The organism is Paenibacillus tyrphae (assembly GCF_000722545.1).
GTDB lineage: Bacteria > Bacillota > Bacilli > Paenibacillales > NBRC-103111 > Paenibacillus_G > Paenibacillus_G tyrfis.
In genome coordinates, this window is record NZ_JNVM01000012.1 from 68094 (window position 1) to 91648 (window position 23555).

General features: G+C 54.9%; 21 protein-coding genes. 10 read left to right on the forward strand and 11 right to left on the reverse strand.

Annotated elements, in window-relative coordinates:
* Positions 1–102: 102 nt before the first annotated feature.
* From ET33_RS15895 to ET33_RS15915, 5 genes are all read left to right on the forward strand, one after another.
* Positions 103–816: a YhcN/YlaJ family sporulation lipoprotein gene (locus ET33_RS15895; protein WP_036683401.1), complete on the forward strand. Its 714-nt coding sequence runs from the start codon at positions 103–105 to the stop codon at positions 814–816.
* A gap of 151 nt (positions 817–967) precedes the next feature.
* A complete protein-coding gene (locus tag ET33_RS15900) occupies positions 968–2797 on the forward strand; it encodes a DEAD/DEAH box helicase (protein WP_036683405.1) in 1830 nt (609 codons plus the stop codon).
* 99 nt (positions 2798–2896) lie between these two features.
* On the forward strand, positions 2897–3487 hold the full coding sequence (locus ET33_RS15905) for a guanylate kinase (RefSeq protein ID WP_036683408.1): 591 nt from the start codon (positions 2897–2899) through the stop codon (positions 3485–3487).
* A gap of 93 nt (positions 3488–3580) precedes the next feature.
* A complete protein-coding gene (locus ET33_RS15910) occupies positions 3581–4102 on the forward strand; it encodes a DinB family protein (RefSeq protein WP_036683411.1) in 522 nt (173 codons plus the stop codon).
* 58 nt (positions 4103–4160) lie between these two features.
* A complete protein-coding gene (locus ET33_RS15915; RefSeq protein WP_036683415.1) occupies positions 4161–5357 on the forward strand; it encodes a virulence factor in 1197 nt (398 codons plus the stop codon).
* Between the two features lie 166 nt (positions 5358–5523).
* Here the strand turns inward: ET33_RS15915 and ET33_RS15920 are convergent, their stop codons facing one another.
* The 8 genes from ET33_RS15920 to ET33_RS15955 all read right to left on the reverse strand — a co-directional run bounded on the left by ET33_RS15920 (position 5524) and on the right by ET33_RS15955 (position 17618).
* Complete coding sequence (locus ET33_RS15920) at positions 5524–7203, reverse strand: alpha-L-fucosidase (protein ID WP_036683417.1); 1680 nt, start codon at positions 7201–7203, stop codon at positions 5524–5526.
* A gap of 20 nt (positions 7204–7223) precedes the next feature.
* Complete coding sequence (locus tag ET33_RS15925; RefSeq protein ID WP_036683419.1) at positions 7224–8411, reverse strand: glycoside hydrolase family 88 protein; 1188 nt, start codon at positions 8409–8411, stop codon at positions 7224–7226.
* Positions 8412–8510: 99 nt separating this feature from the next.
* Positions 8511–10556 carry a heparinase II/III domain-containing protein gene (locus tag ET33_RS15930; protein ID WP_036683422.1) on the reverse strand — a complete coding sequence of 682 codons (2046 nt, stop codon included), beginning with the start codon at positions 10554–10556 and terminating at the stop codon, positions 8511–8513.
* A gap of 92 nt (positions 10557–10648) precedes the next feature.
* Positions 10649–12187 carry an extracellular solute-binding protein gene (locus ET33_RS36435; RefSeq protein ID WP_051775369.1) on the reverse strand — a complete coding sequence of 513 codons (1539 nt, stop codon included), beginning with the start codon at positions 12185–12187 and terminating at the stop codon, positions 10649–10651.
* A gap of 32 nt (positions 12188–12219) precedes the next feature.
* On the reverse strand, positions 12220–13098 hold the full coding sequence (locus tag ET33_RS15940; RefSeq protein WP_036683427.1) for a carbohydrate ABC transporter permease: 879 nt from the start codon (positions 13096–13098) through the stop codon (positions 12220–12222).
* 10 nt (positions 13099–13108) lie between these two features.
* Positions 13109–14056, reverse strand: coding sequence for an ABC transporter permease (locus ET33_RS15945; RefSeq protein ID WP_036683430.1), 948 nt, complete (start codon positions 14054–14056; stop codon positions 13109–13111).
* A gap of 173 nt (positions 14057–14229) precedes the next feature.
* Positions 14230–16554 carry an AraC family transcriptional regulator gene (locus ET33_RS15950; RefSeq protein WP_036683433.1) on the reverse strand — a complete coding sequence of 775 codons (2325 nt, stop codon included), beginning with the start codon at positions 16552–16554 and terminating at the stop codon, positions 14230–14232.
* Between the two features lie 119 nt (positions 16555–16673).
* Positions 16674–17618, reverse strand: coding sequence for an MBL fold metallo-hydrolase (locus ET33_RS15955; RefSeq protein WP_081890340.1), 945 nt, complete (start codon positions 17616–17618; stop codon positions 16674–16676).
* A gap of 152 nt (positions 17619–17770) precedes the next feature.
* Between ET33_RS15955 and ET33_RS15960 the strand changes: the two genes are divergently transcribed.
* Positions 17771–18439 (forward strand): thiamine diphosphokinase, encoded by a 669-nt coding sequence (locus ET33_RS15960; RefSeq protein ID WP_036683435.1) that lies wholly within the window; start codon positions 17771–17773, stop codon positions 18437–18439.
* A 24-nt stretch (positions 18440–18463) separates the two neighbouring features.
* On the opposite strand, the gene ET33_RS15965 is transcribed toward ET33_RS15960, so the two are convergent.
* Positions 18464–19102, reverse strand: coding sequence for a Crp/Fnr family transcriptional regulator (locus ET33_RS15965; RefSeq protein WP_235206728.1), 639 nt, complete (start codon positions 19100–19102; stop codon positions 18464–18466).
* Positions 19103–19197: 95 nt separating this feature from the next.
* Between ET33_RS15965 and ET33_RS15970 the strand changes: the two genes are divergently transcribed.
* From ET33_RS15970 to ET33_RS15980, 3 genes are read left to right on the forward strand one after another with little or no spacing between them, the layout of a single operon-like run.
* Positions 19198–20151 carry a nucleoside hydrolase gene (locus ET33_RS15970; RefSeq protein WP_036683439.1) on the forward strand — a complete coding sequence of 318 codons (954 nt, stop codon included), beginning with the start codon at positions 19198–19200 and terminating at the stop codon, positions 20149–20151.
* 11 nt (positions 20152–20162) lie between these two features.
* On the forward strand, positions 20163–20660 hold the full coding sequence (locus ET33_RS36440; protein ID WP_051775370.1) for an NUDIX hydrolase: 498 nt from the start codon (positions 20163–20165) through the stop codon (positions 20658–20660).
* Positions 20617–21159, forward strand: a complete 543-nt coding sequence (locus ET33_RS15980) for a GNAT family N-acetyltransferase (RefSeq protein ID WP_036683442.1) — start codon at positions 20617–20619, stop codon at positions 21157–21159. Before ET33_RS36440 ends, ET33_RS15980 begins: the two co-directional genes overlap by 44 nt.
* A gap of 201 nt (positions 21160–21360) precedes the next feature.
* Here the strand turns inward: ET33_RS15980 and ET33_RS36445 are convergent, their stop codons facing one another.
* Positions 21361–21957 (reverse strand): stalk domain-containing protein, encoded by a 597-nt coding sequence (locus tag ET33_RS36445; protein ID WP_051775371.1) that lies wholly within the window; start codon positions 21955–21957, stop codon positions 21361–21363.
* Positions 21958–22205: 248 nt separating this feature from the next.
* Here ET33_RS36445 and ET33_RS36450 point away from each other — a divergent pair, with 248 nt between their 5' ends.
* Positions 22206–23093 carry a hypothetical protein gene (locus ET33_RS36450; RefSeq protein WP_051775372.1) on the forward strand — a complete coding sequence of 296 codons (888 nt, stop codon included), beginning with the start codon at positions 22206–22208 and terminating at the stop codon, positions 23091–23093.
* A gap of 115 nt (positions 23094–23208) precedes the next feature.
* Here ET33_RS36450 and ET33_RS15995 read toward each other — a convergent pair whose 3' ends face one another.
* On the reverse strand, positions 23209–23430 hold the full coding sequence (locus tag ET33_RS15995) for a hypothetical protein (protein WP_036683445.1): 222 nt from the start codon (positions 23428–23430) through the stop codon (positions 23209–23211).
* Positions 23431–23555: the final 125 nt, after the last annotated feature.

The following is a 23555-nucleotide window of genomic DNA, read 5'->3' on the forward strand; positions in this document are numbered from 1 at the left end:
CATATAGCGGTGGTTTTATGCATCATTTGGACCTCGCTTTCCTGCGCATAAATCCTTCCCGATAATCAATCCTAAGAAGGAGATTTTCAAAGGAGGGCACTCATGATGCGTTATTTCCGATGGATCGGATCGGCAGCGGCCTTGGGCCTCGCCATGACGATGACCGGCTGTTTTTCATGGTACGATTACAACAGCGCCCAGAATTACGGCAGCAAGCGAGATATGCCAAGGCAGGACACGTCGCGCGCTTATCAAACTCAGCAGCAGTATGCCCCCGTATCCCACAAAGTAACCAAACTGGAGATGAATCAGCATTTGTCCGATCAGGTGGCCGCTATGGACGGGGTCAGCAGCGCGATCGTCATGATGGGCGATAACACCGCCTATGTCGCCATCACGATGGATAGCACCGCCAGCGGAACGCGGGGGGGCGAAGGCAAAGGAACGGAAACGAATAACTACGGCTTGGTAAAAGGGCTGTACAGCACGTACGACGATCAAAGCGATTACGCCCCGTCCGACCAGTTGATCAGCAGAGGCAGCGGCGGGGAAACGGAGATGCACCACGAGCATTTGTCGCATTTGTTCAAGCAGAAGATTGCAGAAAAAATCCGTCTGAATCAGCCGACGGTACATGACGTCTATATTTCGGCGAACCGTATCGTCGTCAACGCGTTCAACAAGATGGCGCAGGACAGCTGGAGCGGAAGAAGTCTGGAGCCGTATCATGCTCAATTCACGGAAATGATGGATCGGACGTTCGGAACGGACGTTACGGTTCCGAATCAAGCGGAAGGGAACGGCCGCGAGTATTGAGCCGGGGTCCCGCCATCGCATTGGCGCAAGGCTGCTGCACCCGGCTTTTTCAGCCCCGTGCAGTTTCTTTTTGCCGCCGGTTCCTGTAGAATTGCTTTTATAATTGAAGGTTCTCTTAGAAGAATAATTCGAATTACGGGGAGATAATATAATGAAGAAAAATAATTTTGCCCTGCTCGGAATCGGAAGCGATTTGGCCGAGGCTATGCAGAAACATGGATATAACGAGCCGACGCCGATCCAAAGCGAGGCGATCCCGGTTGCTCTAGCCGGCCACGACATCATCGCTCAAGCGCAGACCGGTACGGGCAAAACGCTGGCTTTTGCGCTGCCGATTCTGGAAAACGTCAATCCCGCCAACCCAAACGTGCAGGCGCTGATCGTTACCCCGACCCGCGAGCTTGCCATTCAAATTACGGAAGAAATCAAGCGCTGGGCTCCGCTCAAAGGCTTGCGCGTGCTGTCCGCTTATGGAGGGCAGGATGTCGAGCGCCAGATCCGCAAGCTGGAAGGAAATATACATATTATTGTAGCGACGCCTGGACGGCTCCTCGATCATTTACGTCGGGAAACGGTGCAGCTTCATAAGCTGTCCGTTCTCGTGTTGGATGAAGCGGATCAAATGCTGCACATGGGCTTCTTGCCGGAGGTCGTGGAAATTATTTCGGTGACCCCAAGCCGCAGGCAGACGCTGCTGTTCTCGGCTACGATGCCTCCGCGCATCCGTCAGCTGGCTAAAGAGTATATGCGGCAGCCGGTTGAAATCGAAGTGAAATCGAAACGCGTGACGCTGGACGAAATCGAGCAGGTCGTGATTCAGACCACGGACCGCGGAAAGCTGGAAACGCTCTGTAAATTGATCGATCAAGAAAATCCGTATCTGGCGATGATTTTTTGCCGTACGAAGCTTCGAGCGAGCAAGCTGATGAACGAGCTGGAGGAACGCGGGTATTCGTGCGACGAGCTGCACGGAGACTTGACCCAGGCGAAGCGCGAGCAGGTCATGAAGCGGTTTCGCGAGGCCAAAATCCAGCTGCTCGTAGCGACCGATATCGCGGCGCGCGGGCTCGACGTCGAAGGCATCACGCACGTGTTCAACTACGACATCCCGCATGATGCCGAAAGCTATATTCACCGCATCGGGCGGACGGGACGCGCAGGCCAGACTGGCAAAGCGTTTACGTTCGCCGCGCCGCGGGATGCGATGTACCTGGAGCAGATCGAGCGGGGCATTAAAGCGACGATCGCGAAGCGGCCGGGCAAAGCGGCGGCGGAGCACGGCGACGCGGGTGAGGGCACGGCACGCGGACGCAGAGGCGGCGCGGATGCGAGCGCTGGCGCCACGCGCGGACGGCGCAGCGGCGCGGATGCGACAGCGGGCGCAACGCGTGGGCGGCGCAGCGCAGCGGACGCGGCTGCAGGCGCAACGCGCGGGCGGCGCGGCGGCGCGGACGCGGCAGCGGGCCCAACGCGCGGGCGGCGCGGCGGCGCGGACGCGGCTGCGGGCCCAGCGCGCGGGCGGCGCGGCGGCGCGGACGCGGCTGCAGGCGCAGCGCGCGGGCGGCGCAGCGGCGCGGATGCGGCGGCGGGCGCAGCGCGCGGGCGGCGCAGCGGCGCGGACGCGAGCGCTGGCGCAGCGCGCGGGCGGCGCAGCGGCGCGGACGCGGCAGCAGGCGCAGCGCGCGGGCGACGCGGCGGCGCGGACGCGGCTGCAGGCGCAGCGCGCGGGCGACGCGGCGGTGCGGACGCGAGCGCTGGCGCAGCGCGTGGGCGGCGCAGCGGCGCGGACGCGGCGGCGGGCGCAGCGCGCGGACGCCGGGGCGGCGACGCGGACGCGGCAGCGGGCGCAGCGCGTGGGCGGCGCAGCGGCGCGGACGCGGCAGCAGGCGCAGCGCGTGGGCGGCGCAGCGGCGCGGATGCGAACGCTGGCGCAGCGCGCGGGCGCCGGGGCGGCGGAAGCGGGAAGCAGCGGAAGCGCTGAAACGCTTTCAAGAGCATCTTTACCTCGTCTGAGAAACCATGTAAAATAAAGGGTAGCACTCGGCAAGGAACTGCACTTCCCAAATGAAGGAGGGTTTCTATGTACGAACTGAAAGACAAGGAACTCATTTTTGTATTCACGGGTCCGAACGGGGCCGGTCGCCGAACCGTCGCTCAGATGTCCGGCAGCACGCTCGGCATCAAACAGGTAATTTCGTACACGACCCGCCCTCCCCGCTCTTCGGAGGTCGACGGGCAAGATTACCATTTCGTCGCTCGGAAGCAATTTGAGGAAGCCGAAACAAACCGGGAGTTCATCGAAGTGATCGAATTGGACGGGAACCGGTACGGGGTTAAAGAATCCGACGTAGCCGATATGGTCCAAAAGCACGGAGCCGTCTACTTGATTTTGAACCGTCAAGGCGCGGAGACCCTGAAGTCCCTGTACGGCGATCGTATCGTGCGAATCTTCATTTACGCCGATCGGGATACGGTCAAGCGTCGCGAGAAGGAGCGCGGGGATTCCCCCGAGCTGATCGACCGCTATATGTCCCATTACGAGGAAGAAATGGCGTATAAAGACTCCTGTGAGCACACGTTCGAAAATTTGGATCTGGCACACACCGTCTTTGATCTGACCAAAGCGTTGGACGACAACTACCTGCACCGCAATTTGCTTGACCTGGATTAAGAGTAACTCCCAAGCTAATGCAGACAAGAGACCGGCCTGCTCTTTCGAGAGCGTCGGTCCTTTTTATTCAACCGGAGGAGAGAAGCCGAACGAATGAACAGACCCGAAACGATAGAATATGGAGCGCATTATCAGGAGTATATTGCACAGGTTCCCGATGGGGATATTCAGGAACTGCTCCGTACCCAACTGAAAGCGACGACCGAGCTGCTCCACTCGCTAACCGGGGAACAAACCCTCGTTCGTTATGCCGAAGGCAAATGGAGTCTGAAAGAAGTGCTCGGCCACATCACGGATACCGAGCGGGTCTTAAGCTACCGCTTGCTGTGCATCGCGCGTGGGGATCAGACCACGTTCCCTTCCATGGACGAGCATCTCTACGTTTCCGGTGCAAAATTCGATGACCTGCCGCTTACTTCTCTGTTGGAAGAATTCACGGCAGTCCGGCAGGCGACGCTGACCCTGCTTGCGGGCTTGCGTCCGGAAGTCTGGCTGCGCCAAGGAACGGCGGCAGGCTGTAATACATCCGTGCGAGCCCTGGCCTACATTATCGCGGGGCACGAGCTTCACCAAGTTCGAGTCATCCAAGAACGGTACCTCGCGGCGCAGCCATAATCCCGGCCGCACGGAAAGCATCAAAATCCCAACAACCAGGCAGACAGGAGGTATGACCATGCCTATTCTCTCGATCGAACCGACGCCCAGCCCGAATACCATGAAAATCAATTTGGATACTTCCTTGCCCAAAGACGTCCGCGAAACGTTCAGCCGCGAGCAAGCCGGCCAACTGGCAGATCCTAAGCTTCGGCAACTGCTCGCCATTGATGGCGTCAAAAGCTTGTACCGCGCGGCGGATTTTATCGCCTTGGATCGGACAGCCAAGGGCGATTGGCAGCACATTCTCGCCGAAGTCCGGGACATTCTGGGTGTCGTCCCGTCCGGCGCAGCGCAGAACCAGGCGGATGCAGCCGCCCAAAAGCCCGCTTCCCCGGATAGCTCCGCGGAAACAACCGATGCGACATTCGGCGAAGTCAAGGTACTCCTGCAGCATTTTCGCGGCATTCCGCTGCAGGTCCGGGTAACGAATGGCGTGGAAGAACGGCGGGCCGCCCTGCCTCAACGGTTTAGCGACGCCGCCATCCGCGGGGCGGCAGCCGCGCCGAACCTGATCAAAGAGCGTTCCTTGGACGATTGGGATACGCGCTACGGCGAGCTTCAAGACGTCTTGGACGAAGTGGTTCAGGAGCTGGACGCCGCCTACAGCGACGAACAGCTCGAACGGTTGATTGCCCAAGCCGAACAGGGGCCGGCTCAAGGCGACGTAAAGGAGCTGGCAGCTTCCGGCCGTACGACGCTGAGCTACGAAGAAACCGAGCGAAGGCTTCAGGACCCGGATTGGAAGCAGCGATATGCGGCACTGGAGCAGATCAAGCCCTCCGAGGAAACGCTGCCGCTGCTGCTCAAAGGTCTGGAGGACGAACGTTCGACGGTTAGGCGCTTAGCTACCGTCTATTTGGGAGATTTGAAAGAACCGCATGTGCTTCCCTACCTGTACCGTGCTTTGCGAGACTCTTCCTCTTCCGTCCGCCGGACTGCAGGAGACACACTCTCGGATATCGGGGACCCTGCAGCACAGGATGCGATGATCGGGGCTTTGCAGGATTCCAATAAGCTGGTGCGCTGGCGGGCAGCCCGCTTCCTCTATGAAGTAGGCGACGAAGGAGTGATTCAATCCCTGCGAGCGGCACAGGACGACCCGGAATTTGAAGTGCGGATGCAGGTGCGCATGGCGCTGGAACGCATCGAAGGCGGCCAAGCGGCCGTCGGATCGGTCTGGCAGCAGATGGCCCGACGCAATGAGAATGCCTGAACGACAAAAGGCCAAGCCTACGGATAACCACCGGAGGCTTGGCCTTTTTACCATCTGCTCGAATAATGCAAGGCTTGTTGAACCGATCAGTATCGCAGTAAGCGGCTTCATATATAAGCCTCCAAATGGCATGCCTTCAAAAAAACACCTTTTTCATAACGGCAAGCTACTGCCGCTTAACCAGCTTCACGGCCCGCAGCTTCACCGGATCGGCCTGCCATATTTCCGTAAATCCGGATTTGGGACGGATTAGCGCAGAGCAAAGCGAGAGCGTGCACGTGCCCGGCTGGTCGAAGACGATCGTTCCCAGATGCGAACGGACTTCGCTGTACGGATGCTGGCAGGCCGTGGAATTTTTGATCACTTGATCCGGCTTCGGCTGCGCCGTGAACCGCCGGTTCCCGGAAGCCGCCTCGACGCCTTCCCGAAACGCCTCTTCCCATGAAGCGCCATCCTTCTGAAAACAAACAAGCTCAAGATCAAATGTGCCTGGAGCTATGATTTGAAAGCTCCACTCTACTGTTTTCGCATCCGCATCGATGCGGCCGTTTGCCCACTCCAGCTTCACATGACCGGACGGCTGCTGGCTCAAACGCGTATCGACGGAAAGCTCCCCTTCGATGTCTACGGCGATAACCGTCATGCAATCGTTGGCCGGCTTGTCCGGCAGTCTGATCGCCAGCGTGTGGTGATCGAGCCCGGCATCGTAGCTTTGTGCGGTCTCAAGCGGCGTTCGGCTTGGATCGCTTAGCACATAAGCTTGTTTCACTTTGTTTTTGAGCCCGTACAAGCGCAATTCTCTCTGCCAGTCGTCGCTTGTCAGATGTAGGTAGACGCGGCTAGGCTTCACGGTAACAGAGCCCCATTCCATCTCGTACGGAAAAGGACTGGCCGCCGCGCCGTACACCGCTTCCCCATAAACGCTCAGCCAAGCGCCCACCTCGCGCAGCCTTTCGGCGGATAATTGCGGGATAAGCCCTCCGGCGTCCGGCCCGACGTTGAGCAGGAGGTTGCCTCCCTTGCTCACAATATGAACCAGCTTCCGGATGATGGCTTCCGGCTGTTTCCAGATCTGGTCCTTCGTGCTGAAGCCCCACGATTGGTTCAACGTCATCGGCGTCTCCCACGCGCGGGAGTCTTCACCATACATCGGAATTTCGTTATCGCCCTTCGATTGGTAGTCCCCCATGCCTGGGTAATGACTGACCCGGCTGTTGATCAAGCAGTCCGGCTGGAGGCTTCGCACAAGCTCCACGAGCTCCTCGCTATCTTCTTTTGACAGCCCGCCCGCCGTATCGAACCATAGCAGACCGACAGGTCCGTATTGGGTAAGCAGCTCCCGGATTTGAGGCTTCGCCAGCCCGTTCCAATATGTCGGAAAATGCTTCGAGTCCGTATCATAGTCCCACACGTTGTTATATTTGTTGTGCACGGCATGCGGATGATGCCAATCAATGACGTGGGAATAATAGAAGCACAGCACAATGCCTTGCTCGCGGCATTCTTCGGTCAGCTCCCGCATCGGGTCGCGCCTGAACGGCGTAGCGTCCGTGATGTTGAACGGCTCCGCCTGCGAACGGAACATGGCGAACCCGTCATGATGCTTCGCTGTGATGACGATATATTTCATGCCCGCCGCTTTGGCCAGCCCTACCCATGTCTTGGCGTTGAAGCGAACGGGATTGAACGTCTCCGCGAGCCGCTCGTAATCGCGAACCGGAATGTTCAATTCGTACATGACCCACTCGCCCCGGCCCAAAGCCGCATACAAGCCCCAGTGGATAAACATGCCGAATTTGGCATCCTTCCACCATTTGATTTTGTCCTCATCGCTTGTCACCGTCATCGCGCATCTACCTCTCGCTTCTACCAATATATATTCCAGTCTTTCAACACCCGAACAAGCCCTTCGAAATAGTAATAGTCGCCCCAGATGCAGCATTCGTCGATCCCATTGCCCAAAGGCTTACCGTAGACCGCATGAAGCAGGATGCCGTTCGAATGCGGAACCCCGGCCGTCGTATACCGCCGCGCCAGCGAGTCCAGCATCCCCAAAGCGGCATTCTCGTAGGCTCGCTTGTATTCGTTAGACAATGGCAGATGCTTGGCCACTTCGAGCAAGCCGCAAGCGGCGATGGCCGCTGCCGAGCTGTCCCGCTCCTCCGGCCCGTCCGTAAAGATCAGATCCCAATAACACACCGAATCGTCGGGCAACCGGTTTAAAAAGTAGTTGGCCGTCTTTTGCGCGATAGCGAGATACGAATCATCCCGCGTATAGTTGTAGCTGAGCGGAAAACCATAAATGGCCCACGCCTGCCCGCGCGACCAGCACGAATCGTCGGAGAAGCCTTGCGACGTTTTGCCGTATTTCGGCTGTCCCGTATCCACGTCCATGTAGAACGTATGATAGCTTGAAGCATCTTCGCGAATGATGTGCGCCGCCGCTTGTGCGGCGTGATTGATGGCGATCCGGCGGTATTCCGGATTGCCCGTCGTCTCCGTTGCCCAGTACAGCAAGGGTAAATTCATAAGGCAATCGATAATCATCCGCCCGCGCTGGTTCGGCTGGTTTAAATTGCCCCACGCCTGAATGATGCCCGCCTTCTCAAAATAACGTCCGATCAGCAAATCGGCGGCTTGAAGCGCCGTGTCCTTGGCCTGTTCGTTTCCGGTCAATTTATAGGCCGCTACGCAGGATAGCGAGTACAAGAATCCGAGATCGTGCGTCTCGGTTGCGATTTTTCGCTCGATCCGCTCCCGGTAGCTGTCGAGCTGCGCTTCCGCCGCCCGGCGGTAACGGTCATGACCGGTCATCTCGTAGGCCAGCCACAGCATTCCCGTCCAAAAAGAGGACGTCCACTCGGTATTGCCGATCGGCTTGTACACGTTCCCCTCGCTTGCAGGCGACGGAAATTGCAGCGCGAACGTCCCTAGATTGCGGTCGATTTGCGCCAGCACGTATTGTACGGCGCGCTCCCAATCGTCCCGCCGCGCCGCAGGCGGTTCCGCGTAGCGATGCCGGGCTTTCAGCCCTTCGTCGACGACTTGTTTCATGGCAGCCTCCCCATTCTTCTTGCGTTTCCGTTCCCGTGCGTTAATCCAGCGAAATTTTTATGACGTAAACCTTTTATCCTCGCAAACAAATGAAACGGCTCATACGGTCCACAGCATCGTCTCGCCCTGCTCTCCGTCCCTAACTTCCAGCAATAGACCCTCGCTGTCCGACGGATCGCCGATCAGCCGGAGCGAGAGCGGAGCATCGCCTTTCCGGCAAGCCCGGAAGACGGTAACAAACGCCGTGCGGATGCACGACGGCACCCTGCGAATGCAGGCGCTGCGGACTTGAACGGGGGGCATGAACGGCGATTCGGCCAAATAGACGCTGGCGCCCCACGGCTCGGCCAAGCCGTAAACCTGCAGCCGCTCGTCTTCCCCGTCTTCTCCGTTCCAGCTCCATTCGAGCATCCAATCGTCCTGCAGACCTTCGAGACGCCTCACCTGCCGTAAATGCGGGTAGCCGTCCGTATCCGACAGCGATTCCGCCAAATCAGCGGTATACCGAACGGGCAGCGCTTCGACTGGGTTTCCCTGCGTATGCATCACCCAGTCTACGGTCGAAGGCTCGCCCGCGGTCACCCGGAATACGTCCACCAGCAGCCCGCCGGCCAGTGTCAGCCGCCGGTTCAGCCGGACGCCTTCGTAAGCGTCCTCCGCTTCGGCCTCGACCCGGATGATGCCGGAATCGCTCACCGCCTTGCGCAGCCGGCCGCAAGCCTCCTGCTGGGAGCGGCCGTTGACCGTCACCGTGTTGTGCGCCACGGTATGCACGTACCAAGCCTTGTGCAGCTTGTGTCCGTACGGAACCATGCCCGCGTCGGCCAGCCAACTGCGGCCCCTTGCATAATACAGCAGATTCAGCTTGTCATAATGTCCATGCCAATCGCCATGCTCCCCGTAATCGACGAGAAGCGCCTGCGCCTCTTCACCTGCGCCGCATGTCACGCTGACCATCCCGGGCTTGCTCAATACCGTAATCGCAGCGGCCTCGCCTGCTGCACCTGTCTCCCCAGCGCACCCTTTCATCGAAAGCTCCGCCTCAGACAACGGCAACGGCAACGTCTCCAACGGCGCTCCAAACAACACGCCGTACAAAGAACCGCGATCGCTGCTCCGCACAATCTCTTCTCCGATGCCGTAAAACGCATACGCCCATTCATACAAATGTGCGTAAGACCGAATATCGACGACCTTGGAGTCGTGAAGGGCGGGAAACGTGCCGTCCGGCAGCATCGCCTTGAGCGGAATATCAAACATCGCACGCAGCCTCGGATGCTCGTACAGCTTCTCGCCGAACCCCATAGCGGCCCAAGCGATCACCGCCTGCGCTTCAAGCGTATAGAAATGGTAGCTCCATGCGCCTTCGAACCAGAACCCGTCTTCGCCGACGCCGCTTTCCATCTGGAAATGGAATCCGTTCGCTTCGTCATCCAGCGCTCGCTTCAATAGGGCGAGATCGCCGAGCGCTTCGGCGATCGCCGCCAGCGCCGCATTGTGGTACGTCTGCCAGTTGGAGCGGTCCCTCGGATTGCGGTCGATGACCCGGACTACCGGACGGAACAAACGTTCCTCAATTTCATCCAGCTCCCCCGCGCTCAGTATTGAAGCATGGCGCAAGATCGTGCACGCTTGGGCTAGCGGATAAATCCAGCTAGCTTCGGACAGCGTCTGGTTTTGGACTTTAGCCCCGTACTTGCCGGCCTCCTCGCCCACCTTGCCGAAAATATCGTGAAGCGGGAAGCGGTCGTAATGCCGGGCGTAAAACAGCAGCACGGTTTTCGCCCACTGCGCGTACGCAGCCTCACCCGACGCCGCGTACACCACAGCGGCCAGCCGGGCGTCCTGTGCGAAGCGGTTATGCTCCTCAGCCATGGCCGCTTCGTCCCACGGGGACCCGCTCCAGACGCGGAGGCAGCACGGACATTCGTGATGATGCCGGTCCACGCGCACAAGCGCAGAGCCGTCATCGGGGCAGATGTAGCGATGGCTCCAGCCCCCGCCGAGCAGCGGAATGTCCGGAGGCTGGTTCACTTGAGCGATTAACCGCGCTTTCCACTGTTCCACGCCCCGCTTCACCCAATCGCAATCCTGCATCCGGGCTCGGAGGCACTGCGTCCATGCCGGCGTGCCTATTCCATCCATCGCTTTCCCTCCTCCCTAAGCGGCAAGCCGGAGGACGGAGAACATCCGTCCCCGGACTGCCTTACGCCCATGCCGAAGCACGACGGGCTTACTTATTTCTTTTTGCTTTCGTTATATTGGTCCATGTACTCTTTCATGATCTGGGCACCCAAGCCTTTGCTCCAAGCCTCGATTTCCGCCTGCACAGCTTCCCAATTGCCGGTGCCCATTACATAGTTGACCGCGGCGGCCGACAGCTTTTTCTGATGATCCGGATTTTTGCTGGCCGTTTCGGAGACGAAGGCGATGAACGGGTTCGGCACGCCGACTTGATCGAAGCCGTCCAGCACTTCTTTTTGCGCCTTCTTGATCTCGGGAACCTGGGAATCCGCATAAATGTATTTGTCGTAAGAGTTCTGCAGCACAAGCAGCATCGGTTTTTCTTTGTCGTACAGCTTCTTCTGTTCCTCGTTGCGTTCCACGGCGCCGGACTCTTTGTCGTACTTGGTATAGTGCACGCCCGGTATGCCCGCCTTCGCCATCTCCGTACCTTCATCGGAAGCGGTCCAATTGAGGAACTCGACGATTTTCTTCACTTTATCCTTCGCCACGCTCGTCGGAACGACCCAGATGCCGTAATAGCCTTCGATCATCTGCACGCCCTTTTTGCCGCCCGGTCCTTCCAGATAAGGCACCCCGACCAGCTCCGCTTTCGGATCGGTCTTTCGCATCACCGCCAGGTTGTTCTCGTTCATCATACTGACGTTGTCGACCATCGCGCCGGCGACGCCGGACTTGAACTTGTCCTTCACCTGACCGGTCTTCAGCACCGGGGCGTCCTTATCGATCAGCCCTGAGGTGTACGCCATGCGAAGCCAATCGAGATAAGCCTTGTATTCCGGCGTTTGGAAATAAGCCACCGGCTTATCCCCTTCGATTTTGTACGAGTACGGAAGGCCGAAGGCAAAAGCGACCGGGTTAACCGATCCGAACCACGGCGTCGTGAACGGACCTGCGATCATCGGGACCGTCTTGCCGCCCCCAGCCGGGTCTTTCTCTTTGAACACCTTGAGTACGTTCGTCAGCTCATCTACCGTTTTGGGCACCTGCAAATTGTATTTGTCCAGCCAATCCTTGCGTAGGAAGAAGTTAGCATTGCCCCCGCCGTGCGTGCTGCGCGGTCTCGGAATGCCGAAAATCTCATTTTTCACCGTCGTGTTGTCCCATGTGTATTGAGGAATCTTTTGCAGATTCGGCATGTCCTTCGCCAGCGCCGTCAAGTTGTGAAACGCTCCCTGCTTGACGAGCTTCGTGTACTTCTCGTCCTTGCCGTCCGTCAGCAAAATGAGGTCGTACTGGCTTCCCGAGGCGATGGCAATGTTCACTTTATCCGGATATACGTCGCCCGGCACGAATTCGAGATTCAGCTTGACGTTGGCTTTCTTTTCGATCTCTTTGAGCGCTTGGCTGTTCTCAAGCACGGGTGGCTCCCCGGCGGACAGCACCGCAAGCGCCTTGATCGTCGTCGGTTCGTTTGAAGCCGCTGCGGGCTTGCCCGCTTCTTTCGTTCCGGCGCCGGACGAACAGCCAACGACGCTGCCCAGAGCCAGAATGGTGACGCATGTCCCTGCGAGCCACGGTTTCGTTTTCATCGTAGAAAACCCCTCTCATCGACTTGGAATAGTTACTCTTTAATCGAGCCGAGCATGGCTCCTTTGGCAAAATGCTTCTGCAGGAAAGGATAGACGACGACGATCGGAATCATCGCTACGATAATGGCCGCCATCTTCACATTGTCGCCGACCTTGCTGGCCAGCTCGAAATCCAGATTGTTCTCGGAAGCAATGTTAGCTTCACCGGCGATGACCATCAGGCGCAGCAGCACTTGAATCGGCCATTTGGCGTTGTCGCTCAAATAAATGATCGCCCCGAAAAATTCGTTCCAATGTCCGACCATAAAGAACAGCGAAAACGTAGCGATGATCGGCATCGATAGCGGAATGACCACGGAGAGCAAAATGCGCGGTTCCCCTGCCCCGTCGATGCGGGCGGCTTCGTCCAAGCTTTCCGGCAAGCTTTGAAAAAACGTCTTCATGACCAGCACGGTAAAAGCATTCGTCGCGCCCGGCAAAATCAAGGCCCAATAGCTGTCCAGCAGCCCGATCGACTTAATCAGCAAATATTTCGGAATAAGCCCGCCGCTGAACACCATCGTAAAGAGCATCATCAGCAGCATGAGCTTTCGGCCGGGCAGCGTTTTTTTGGAAAGCGCGTAGGCGAGCGTAATCGACACCAGCAGGTTAACGGCCGTCCCGACCACCGTAATGTAGACCGTATTTCCGATGCTCCGCACGAAACGGTCCGTCGAGAACAAATAGCGGTACGCCTCGAAATTCAGCTGCTCCGGGATCAAATAAAACCGGCCGCCGAGCGATTCGCTAACTGGACTGAGCGAGACGGTCAGCATGTACCAGAACGGGATGACGACAGCCAAGCACAGCACAAGCAGCAACAACATATTGACGGCATCAAAGACGGAAATGCGCCTCAGCCTCAGTCCCATGGTTCCCCTCCTAGAATAGGCCTTCTTCTTTAAACAGCTTGGATACGAAATTCGCCGTCAGCATCAGAATGAGTCCGACGACCGAATTGAACAGACCGACGGCGATACTGAAGCTGAACTCGAACCGCTGCAGCCCCACTTTGTACACATACAGATCGAATACGTTCGATACGTCATCGTTGAAATTGTTCCACATCAGGAACACCTGCATGAAGTTCGAGTCCAGGATCGAGCCGAGCCGCAAAATCAGTAGCACGATGATCGTGCTTCGAATGCCCGGAAGCGTAATATGCCAGATCCGGTGCCAGCGGTTCGCGCCGTCGACCGTCGCCGCTTCGTACTGCTCGGGGTTAATTCCTGCAAGCGCTGCCATAAAAATGATCGTGCCCCACCCGGCATCCTTCCATATTTGCTGCATGACGATTAAGGGACGGAACCATTCGCTGCTCATCAGGAATGGAACGTTCTGATCAAGCCATTGGCCCAAGTAGTGGTTGATCACCCCGGACGGCCCGAAAAAAATGAACGTGATGCCGACGATGATGACCCAGGATACGAAGTGCGGAAGATAGACGACCGTCTGTACGAGCCGTTTGTACAAGCTGAACCGGACCTCGTTGAGCAGCAGAGATAATACGATCGTAAAGGGGAAGAAAAAAATCAAATTGTAGAAGCTGAGCAGCAGCGTGTTTTTTAATAATTGAAAGAACGTCGGCTCCGAGAAAAATTGCCGGAAATGCTCGAACCCAACCCATTCGCTGCCCAGCACACCCTTGTACGGGCTGTAATCCTGAAACGCCAGGAGCACGCCCCACATCGGCACATAATGAAAAAGGATAAAGTACGCAATGCCCGGGGCCGCCAGCATATAAAACCAGAGGTGCTTTCGAAACGCCTGCTTTTTGAATAAAGTCGCTTTCCTGACGGACAGCCGCTTGTCCGACACCGCATGCTCCATGTCCGAACCTCCTTCGCTTGTCTGGTGCTGTAGCTCGACTATATCCGCTCTGCGAAAGCCGTTGCAACAGTAAACTTTTACGGCAGGTGGACTTTTTCGTCCGTAAAAAAAGTGCAGTCGGCTGCAAAATAGTGCACATCCCGCCGGATCAGCGCAAAAAACCCGCAAAGCGGTTAAGCTTCACGGGTATCGCTCCGGAACATTTCGCGGTATCGGGTCGGCGTCACTCCTTCGTGCTTTTTGAACACGCGGTAGTAATACGATGGCTGGTAGCCGACGCGATAGGCGATGTCATTCACTTTTTCGTTCGAATAAAGCAGCAGTTCCTTAGACTTATCCAGACGCAGCTTGGTCAAATAGTCGATGAAATTGACGCCGGTCGTCTCCTTGAACCCGACACTGAGCTTGGACAAGCTGATGCCGTACCGGTCGCAATACGTCTCTAGCGAAATATCAAGCGCGTACTCCTCCGTCAGCGACTGCTTCACTTTCTCGACCGTTTCCTGCATGAGCCGGTCCTGCGTATCGTTCAATGTGCTCGACAATGCCCCCATGTAAGCGCTTAGCTTCGCATGAAACCAAGAAGCCATCTCATCGGGCTCGCGCAGACGGTTCAATTGCTCGTACAAGTCGACATTCGGGTAGAGGAGTTGCGGGCTAAGCCCCGACAGCAACATATGATGCAGCAGCGTTCCGAGCAGTTGGTTCATGCCCTGCCGGACCTGCATCTCGGTCTGACCGTGCTCCGTCAGCTCCTTCATAAACGTCTCCAGCGCGCCTGCCACCGCTTCCCGGTCGCCGGAACGCATATGGCGGATCATCTCCTTCTCCGCGGAGAAGGGGTACAGAATCGGGGCGTCATGGACCACCAAGCTTTCCAAATCCAGAATTTGATTCATTTCGTTCAAATTCCGGTAGCCGAACGAGCGGACGACCTGTTCGTATACCCGCGGCAGCTCGGACAGCAGCTCCGTTTCCTTCGCCAAGCCGACCAACAGGTTCATATGCAAAATCGCATGAAGCGAATGAATCAGCTCCTCGCTGAACGCATGCAGCTGCTTCCGCACGTCGCCCATGTCCTCATCCTTCGGCACGAGCAGCAGCAGGCTGACGGACAGCTCCTGCTCGTTCACGACACCGAACTGCTCGAACCGCTTCTCCGCCAGCTCCCCGATCACATTGGCCGCGGCAAACGTCACGAGCTGCTCGTCGCCTTCGCCGAACCGGCCCTGCAATTTGGAGAAGCCGAGCAGCCGGACATTTATGAGCACGAACGTCTTGTCACTGAGCTCCCACCCGTACTGCTCCATCCGGTGCCACAGCTCCTCCTCGTTCAGATGGGACAAGTGGTCGTTCATGAGCTGGAACAAGAACAATTCCCTGAGCGTAAGCAGATGCTGCTCGACCCGTTCGTGCAGCTGCTTGCTCTGGCTGTTCAAGTGGAGCCACTGCCGTTCGATGAGCTCCAGCTCGTCCTGCCCCTTCAAGTCGCCCAAGCCGTGCTTGTCCGACCGGAACAGCTGAACCACCCGGGCAATGGGCCGGACCAGTCTTCGCGAAGCGATCCACGACATCAAGCCCGCGACCGCGATCCCGAGTCCGCCCATCGCCAGAAGCGCCCGGGAGGTGTTGACGACCGGCTGCGTCAGCTTGGAAACCGGAGTGGCGGAGACGTACTGCCAGCCGTGCTTCTCCAGCGTACCGAACGAAACGGCGTATTTCTCCCCGCTCCACTCCCGGAAGAACGAACCCGACTTCGCCTGAGCCGACTCCTTCGCCACTTCGTCGCGGAGAAAATACTCGAACCGGTGCTTGTCCGGTTCCTTGGTCACGTTCGCATCAAGCCAATCCCCGTTCGTCTTCAGCAAAAAAGCCGCTCCCTGCAGCTCCCCGTCCATTTGCAGCAGCCGGTTCATCTCGGCCGCATTGAACTGGACGAGCAAATACCCGAAGGGAGACCGATCCGGAATCGTCTGCACGAGCGCGAGCGACCCTTGGGAGAAGGTCCAGTACTGCTCCATGTCTTTCAGGAATAACGAACGAAAAAATTCATTTTCTTCGGGATTGTCGATCGGTATCGCCACTTTACTGTTCAGCGCCGAGACGTACAAGGACGAATCGGGCAGGAACAGGCGCACTTCGCGGATTAGGGGGCTGGAGTTGCTCATGACGAGCAGCGTCCGGGCCAGCTTCTGTGTGAACACGATTTCCTGCTGGAACGATTCGAGCGTCATATCGCCGAGCGGGGGCTGCAGCATCGGATTGTACTTCCACATCGTCACCATCTTTTCGAGCTGGCTCAATTGGTCGTTCATTCGGAGCACCGTTTGCTCCAGCCGGACCTCATGCGTCCGGTTCACTTCCTGCTCGATTTGCCGGACACCGACGTAATAGGTCAGGAACGCCAGAAGTGCGGCCGGCACGCTGGCGACCAGCAGGACGAAAACGAGGCTTTTACGGTAAAAGGCGTTTTTCGGGTTCATAAAATAATTGAGCATGGCGGCACCTCGATCGCGTTTCTACCTCCAAAATAACGGGCAGCGCCTCCTGAAGTCAAGAATGCGTTTTCATTTCGGCGCTGACGCGGGGCGGCACATCACCTCCCGCCCTCGCCCGGCTATTGCCGCATCGTCTCCCCGTGATGCAGCACCTGCAGCCGCTCCGGCTCAAGCTTCTGCCTCGCCCATTCTGCGAGCAAACGGTCGAGCGCCTCGCGCGGCGTGTCGTCCGCGAGACGGAACGCGCCGTAATGCATCGGCACGAACAGCTCGGCCCCGCAGTCGAGAAACGCCTGAACCGCCTGCTCAGGGCTCACATGCTGCTGGGACATAAACCATTCCGGCTCGTAAGCGCCAATCGGCATCAGCGCCCACTTGATCGGGAAGCGGTCGCCGATCAGCTTGAAGCCCGGGAAATAGCCGCTATCCCCGGCAAAATAGATCGCGTCCTGCTCCCCGCCATGACTCGTCGGCCGAACAATCCAGCCGCCCCAATGCGACGTATTCATATCGAACAATGTACGGCGTGTCCAATGCTGCGCCGGGACAAAATGCAGTTCCAGCGACCCGAGCCGGAATTCCTCCCACCAGTTGGCTTCAGTCACGTGCGCGAACCCGCAGGAGCGCAGCTTGGCTCCCAGCCCGGCCGGGACAAACAGCTGCATCCCGGCGTTGGTCCGGGCGAGCTGACGCAGCGTCGGCAGGTGCATGTGGTCGTAATGACTGTGCGACAGCAGCACCGCGTCGATCGGCGGAAGCTCCTCCAGCCGCAAGCCGGGCGGCGCAAGGCGCTTCTCCAGCCCCATTCGGGTCGCCCATACCGGGTCGGTAATCAGGTTTTGGCCCCCCATCTGCACCAAAAACGTCGAATGCCCGATCCAAGTAACCGTCGTCTGCGTCCGGTTGCTGCGCAAGTAATCGAGCTGCCGCGATTCGGCCTGTGGCACGCGGTAGGACAAATCTTTAATTTTCGCTTTGCGCTCCTTGCGCCATTGGCGCAGGTGGGCCAGCTTTTTGCGGTTTTGGCTGCCGTCCAAATTTTCGTACCGCCGACGAGTAATCAAGTGCTGTCCTCTCCCTTTTCTCCAGCCTTAGCTGCTCTTTTATCAAAACTATACCTTACTCGCCCCCTTCTTCTCAATTTCACCTGCGTATTCTCTTGATCTCGATCATGGTATAATGGATTCCACTAAGTTTGGTAGGAGGCAACGGACGGATGGAACGAAAACGGGTGCTTATTTTCTCAGGGGGCCGACTGGGGGGCTGGGCTTTGCGGGAAATCCGCACAGGCGACGTGCTGGTCGGGGCGGACCGCGGGGCGCTCTTTCTGGTGCGGCACGGATACCGGCCGGATATGGCGCTCGGGGATTTCGACTCCGTCAGCTCGGTGGAGCTTGAAGAGATACGCCAGGCTAGTCGCGAGTTCGTCGCCTGTGATCCGGTGTGGAAAGACTTGACCGACACGGAGATGGCTTTCACCTGGGCGCTTGAACAAAACCCCGAAGAGATTGTGCTGCTGGGCGTGCTTGGCACCCGATGGGACCATTCGCTCGCGAATGTCCATCTGCTGCGCAAGGCTTTGGCCGCAGGCATCCACTGCCGCATCGCCGACGCCTGCAACGAGCTGATGCTGATGGACGGCAGCGTGCCGCTAACGGTTAAGCGGAGCCGATTCACCCATGTGTCGCTGCTCCCGCTCAGCATCGAGGTCACGGGAATTACGCTCGAAGGGTTCCAGTACCCGCTACACGAGGCGACACTGACGATCGGGCAATCGCTCGGGATCAGCAACGTGCTGCTTGGCGAAGCCGGGCAAATTCGCATCCGGGACGGCTTGCTGCTCGTGATTCAGAGCCGGGATGAAGAGGAAGCGGAGTCCGAGTAAGCAAGCGAACAGGAATTCTTGCTTTTAAGTCAGCATAAACTCCTCCAGATATTTTTCAATCTTTTCGATAGAAGCTATGGAAAATTTTTTATTTTTATAATGGATCAGCCCCTCATGGATACACTGAGCGATCGAACGATTTAAGCTTCGAATGGGCGCGCAGACCTCGCTGGACAGCACTTGCTTGGTGAGGTTGTCCAAATCGCCGATTTTATAATGATTTAGCACACTAAATAAAATCCGGTCTTTCAAGGTCAGCAGCGATAGCTTCGCCGCGGTATCCGTACTCAGCATTAATTTGGAGGCCAGTTGCTTCACAAGATATAAATTAAAATCAAAATCGAGCGTCATCCATTCGTACACCTTGGTTTTATGGAGAGCTATCGTTTCGCAGTTTTGTTTGGCAATCACGCCGAGCGTTTTGATTTGGTCGTTAAAAATCTCGATCTCCCCGAAGCAGCTATACGCATCGTAGATATATACGGAAAGCATCGCTCCCGCATAGCTTTGTCTGTACACCTCCGCTTGACCCGCGGTTAAAATATATAGATAATGATTTTCCTCATGCGGCCGAAGAATCAGGCTGCCTTTTTTATGCGTTCTATATCTAAATTCCTTTCTAATCTGCTCCGGCGCGGCATTCACAATCTCTTTGAAATCCATGTGCTCCACCTTCTTTTGCCTTTTGGTCATTTGACCTATTTTCATGATCATTGGATTTATATAATTAGACCACACTGAAACAGGAGGTCTTACTTATGAGAAAATTAATTATTGATACGGATACCGGCAGTGACGATGCTGTAGCCATCATTATGGCATTAAAATCAGCCGATGTTAAGGTCGAAGCGATCACGACCGTGTGCGGCAATGTCCCGCTTGAATTGGCCACCAAAAATGCGCTGATGACCATCGAAGTGGCGAATGGGCAGAAGCCGCCTCTTTATGTTGGAGCGGCCAAGCCGCTGATGCGCGATCTGGTTACCGCCGTCAATGTACATGGCGAGGATGGGATGGGAGATTGCGATTTGATTCATCCTACGCTTTTGCCGGAAAGCCGGCATGCCGTGGATGCGATTCTGGACCTTGTTGAAAGGAACCCTGGAGAAATCGAATTTGTCACCATCGGTCCCGTGACCAATATTGCCCTTGCGATTCTAAAAGCCCCCGAGACCATGAAAAAGGTAAAGCATATTTACACGATGGGCACTTCCGGCTTTGGCCCTGGAAATACGACACCGGTTGCCGAGTTTAATGTGTATGTCGATGCGGAAGCTTATCGTATTATGCTCAGCTCAGGTATCCCTATGACCATTATTGGATTTGATGTTTGTTTAGGTGAAGCGGCTTTGACTCAAGACGATATGGATGTATTGCTGGCAAGCGGCAAGCCGGAAGCCGTATTTTCCGTGAAATGCAACCGTTCCTTGCTGGAATACAATATCCAAAGATGCAATGAACCGATTGTGGACTTGCCCGATGCCGTGGCCATGGGTGTCGTGCTCTGGAATGAAATCGTCGTTGAAGATAAATGGTGTTACTGCTACGTCTGCACGATGGAAGAAGCCGCTTATGGTCAGGTAATCCTCAATGACGGCAGCAAGCTTGCCATTTCCGACGGTTTTGCAGGCCATACCCCGAATGCCAAAGTATACAAAACGATTAACAATCCGTTATTCAAACAAAAATTAATCAGCTTGCTTGTAAGGTAACAGAGGATATGATGAAGATCAACTATGTGCATTGTTTTATTACTCAAGATCAACAATTTCTGATGCTTCAAAGGAACAACCCTCCTTTTAAGAATATGTGGAATTGCGTGGGTGGCAAGATTATGCCGGATGAAACGCCCCGGGAGGCCGTCATTCGTGAAGTCAAGGAGGAAACCGGACTGGACCTCCAGTCTGTGCAATTCAAAGGAATTGCCACCTGGAATCAGGCAGGCGGCATGTACATTTTTGTTGCCGAGACATTTACAGGAGAATTAACGGAATGCACGGAGGGAACACTGGCTTGGAAAAGCAAGGAGTGGATTCTGCAGTCGCCGGAAGTTGTGAGCAGCATCCGGACGATCCTGGATGATGTTCTTGCGACGGATGTCCCTGTGGAATATGCCCTCTTTTACACGGGAGCGGAATATGAAGGAAATATATGGAAATATGAGGTGTGCCGTAACGATGAACATAACGATTCGAAAAGAATTACCCGAGGATTATCGTAGTACGGAAGAAGTAGTAAAGCGCGCTTTTGCCAATATGGAATTCAGCGATCAAAAAGAACATGAACTGGTGGCTCGAATCAGAAAATCCGACGTATTCCTCCCTGAACTATCTTTGGTAGCTATGAATCAAGACAATAAAGCAATCGTCGGACATATTCTTCTAAGTAAAATAAAAATTATCTTTAACCATCAAATGGCAGAATCTCTTGCTCTTGCTCCTGTTTCGGTCTTACCGGATTACCAAAATCAAGGCATCGGAAGGCTCTTAATTACCGAAGCTTTACACAAAGCAAAAGAACTCGGATACCATTCCGTTATCGTACTGGGACATCCGGAATATTATCCGAAGTTTGGTTTCAAAAAAGCTTCATTATGGGGGATTAAAGCACCTTTTGAAGTGCCGGAAGAAGCGTTAATGGCATTAGAGCTGTGTGAAAATGCGCTTGATCATGTTTCAGGGATTGTTGAATATCCAAGCGTATTCTTGTTAGAGTCGTAAGGATTATGCGCTCGCGTGTATGCTTTAATTTATTCATTGGCAATTTATTCGAAGAGGAACGCACCGTAAGCTAAGACACGGGAGGCGTTCTTTTTTTGAATTAACACGCCGGTTTTAATCCTCATTCTCATTATCACTACTGTAATCTCAATTGTAGGGATACGTCACGATAACAGAAAATGATAGGCGCTGGGGGAATGGTTAGTTTGCCTTGACCTTATACCTTAATGCTAAAATGTACTTATCCAGCTCATTTGTTAATGGGGTTAATTCATAATTCACATCCTCTAATGATAGGGTATTGGTATATGTTAATTTGTTGTCCCCATCCATGATCGTAAGGTAATATAAGTATCCAAAACTACGGGATTGATCGCTCTTTTTACTAAGCTTGATTTCTTTTAGCTTACTCGAAATGTCGCCGATCGTCAGCGCATCGTTGATCTTTATGACTTTTCCACTATCTCCATACTTCACTTCAATTTTCGTAATGTTATTAAAATCGCTTTTTAATATCGTGGACAAAGGGATCGGAACAGCCGGGGCATCTTTTAAGGTAATTTCATTGAGGTTGGCGTTATAATTTATCGATATCCCTATATTTTCCGCAATAAATCGAATAGGGACATAGGCATGGTTTTCGTAATTTAATACCTTGTATTCGCTCATATCCATTCTCTTGTCATTGAAACTGATCTTCACTGGAAATAAGAAAGCTTGAATGGCATCCGAGGCATAAACCATCGTTGACATGGAAACAAACGCACCACAAATAAATCCGATGACATACTTCCTCATTTTGTATCAACCTCCAAAAGATCGATTTCCCGTTTAGACGCGAATTTCGTATAAAAGTTTTGGAGCCCTCCGAGCATGACACGCGACGATTTCCCTAAAACAAATCTCATAGATAGTTCGACAGAATGATACATTTTTCAACAAAATAGTACTTTAATCCTGCCAAAATCTTGTAAACGCCTTCAAAATCCTGTAAAGTACTAGTCATATATTCATAGTTCCCTAAACAGAAAAGGAGAGATGATTCAGTGGAAAAAGGAATGCAACGATTATCGGTTATATTGGTCCTGGCCTCGTTTGTCTCGCTATTCTCCGCTTTTACGGCGATGGCTGCGGGCGATAAGGAGAAGCGTTTTGAGACGAAGAACGGCGGCTACGTTACCATTTCGAATATCGTTGAGACCAAGAAGATCAAGGATGTCGGTTACGGCGAAACGATGTATGTCGCAACTGCGCCCGTGACGGTGACGTTTTACGGCGAGCTGGCGGATGATGACATGATTGCCAAGTGGGCCGACGAGGATAGTCTGGAGTACGTCGGTATCAAAAATAACAAAGCGCAGCTTACGGAACCAGTTAAATATGGGGTTTTCCCCATATTCAAAGGCCAAACTAGAGGGGATAACGATCCGATCCTTTTAGAGGTCGTCGCAAGCCCCGGCGAAGCCAAGCAACCGGAAGCAACGCCGCAAGTCAAAACCGAAGCATTGTCGGCTTCGCCTACGCCTGCCAAAGTGCTGGTCAACAGCAAAGACACGGCCTTCGAAGCTTATAACATTAACGGCAATAACTACTTTAAATTGCGGGATTTGGCCATGTCCGTCAACGATTCGGAAAAAAGCTTCGAAGTAAGCTGGGACGCCGCGAAAAACGCAATCTCGCTCGCATCCAATAAAGCGTATACTCCCGAAGGAAACGAGCTAACGATTTCCGGAAAGCCGACCGGCAAGCAAGTAACGGAGACGACGGCCAATCTCTCTCTTAACGGGAAAGAAGTAAAATTCACCGCCTACCTCATCGACGGGAACAACTATTTTAAACTTAGAGACATAGCCGGCTTAATGAATATCGGTGTGACGTGGGATGAAAAAGCAAATGCGATTCGCATCGACACCAAGGCGGATTACAAGGAGTAAGCTTTTCCGGTAAGGCAAAAAGCCACCGCAAACACGCCTATAACAACCTTTTACGTTGAGTAACGATCTAAACGTTCTTATATAAAATACGCCCCCTTGAGAGGGGGCGCGATCATTACTTATGTGTCTTCGTTCCTTTTTTTCCGGTGTTAGGGTTGGTATTGCCTTTGGTACTCCAATTGTTGTTGAAGCTCTTGTCTTTGTTGGATCGATTATGGGACTGGACGTGAGTGCCGTTTTTCTTGGTGTAGCTCTTTACTTTAGTCGCTGCGGAAGCAGAACCGGCGAAACTGAGTGCGAGCACGGCGCTCATCATGAGCAGGATCAGTTTTTTCATGGTTGTCCTCCTTCATTCCGAAATGAAAATCAGGACCATTTTACCATATTGCCGGTTATTTACACCTAAAGTTTTTATAAAGGTTCATTGGATTTCATGTCCAAAAAAACAAGGGGATTCGCAGC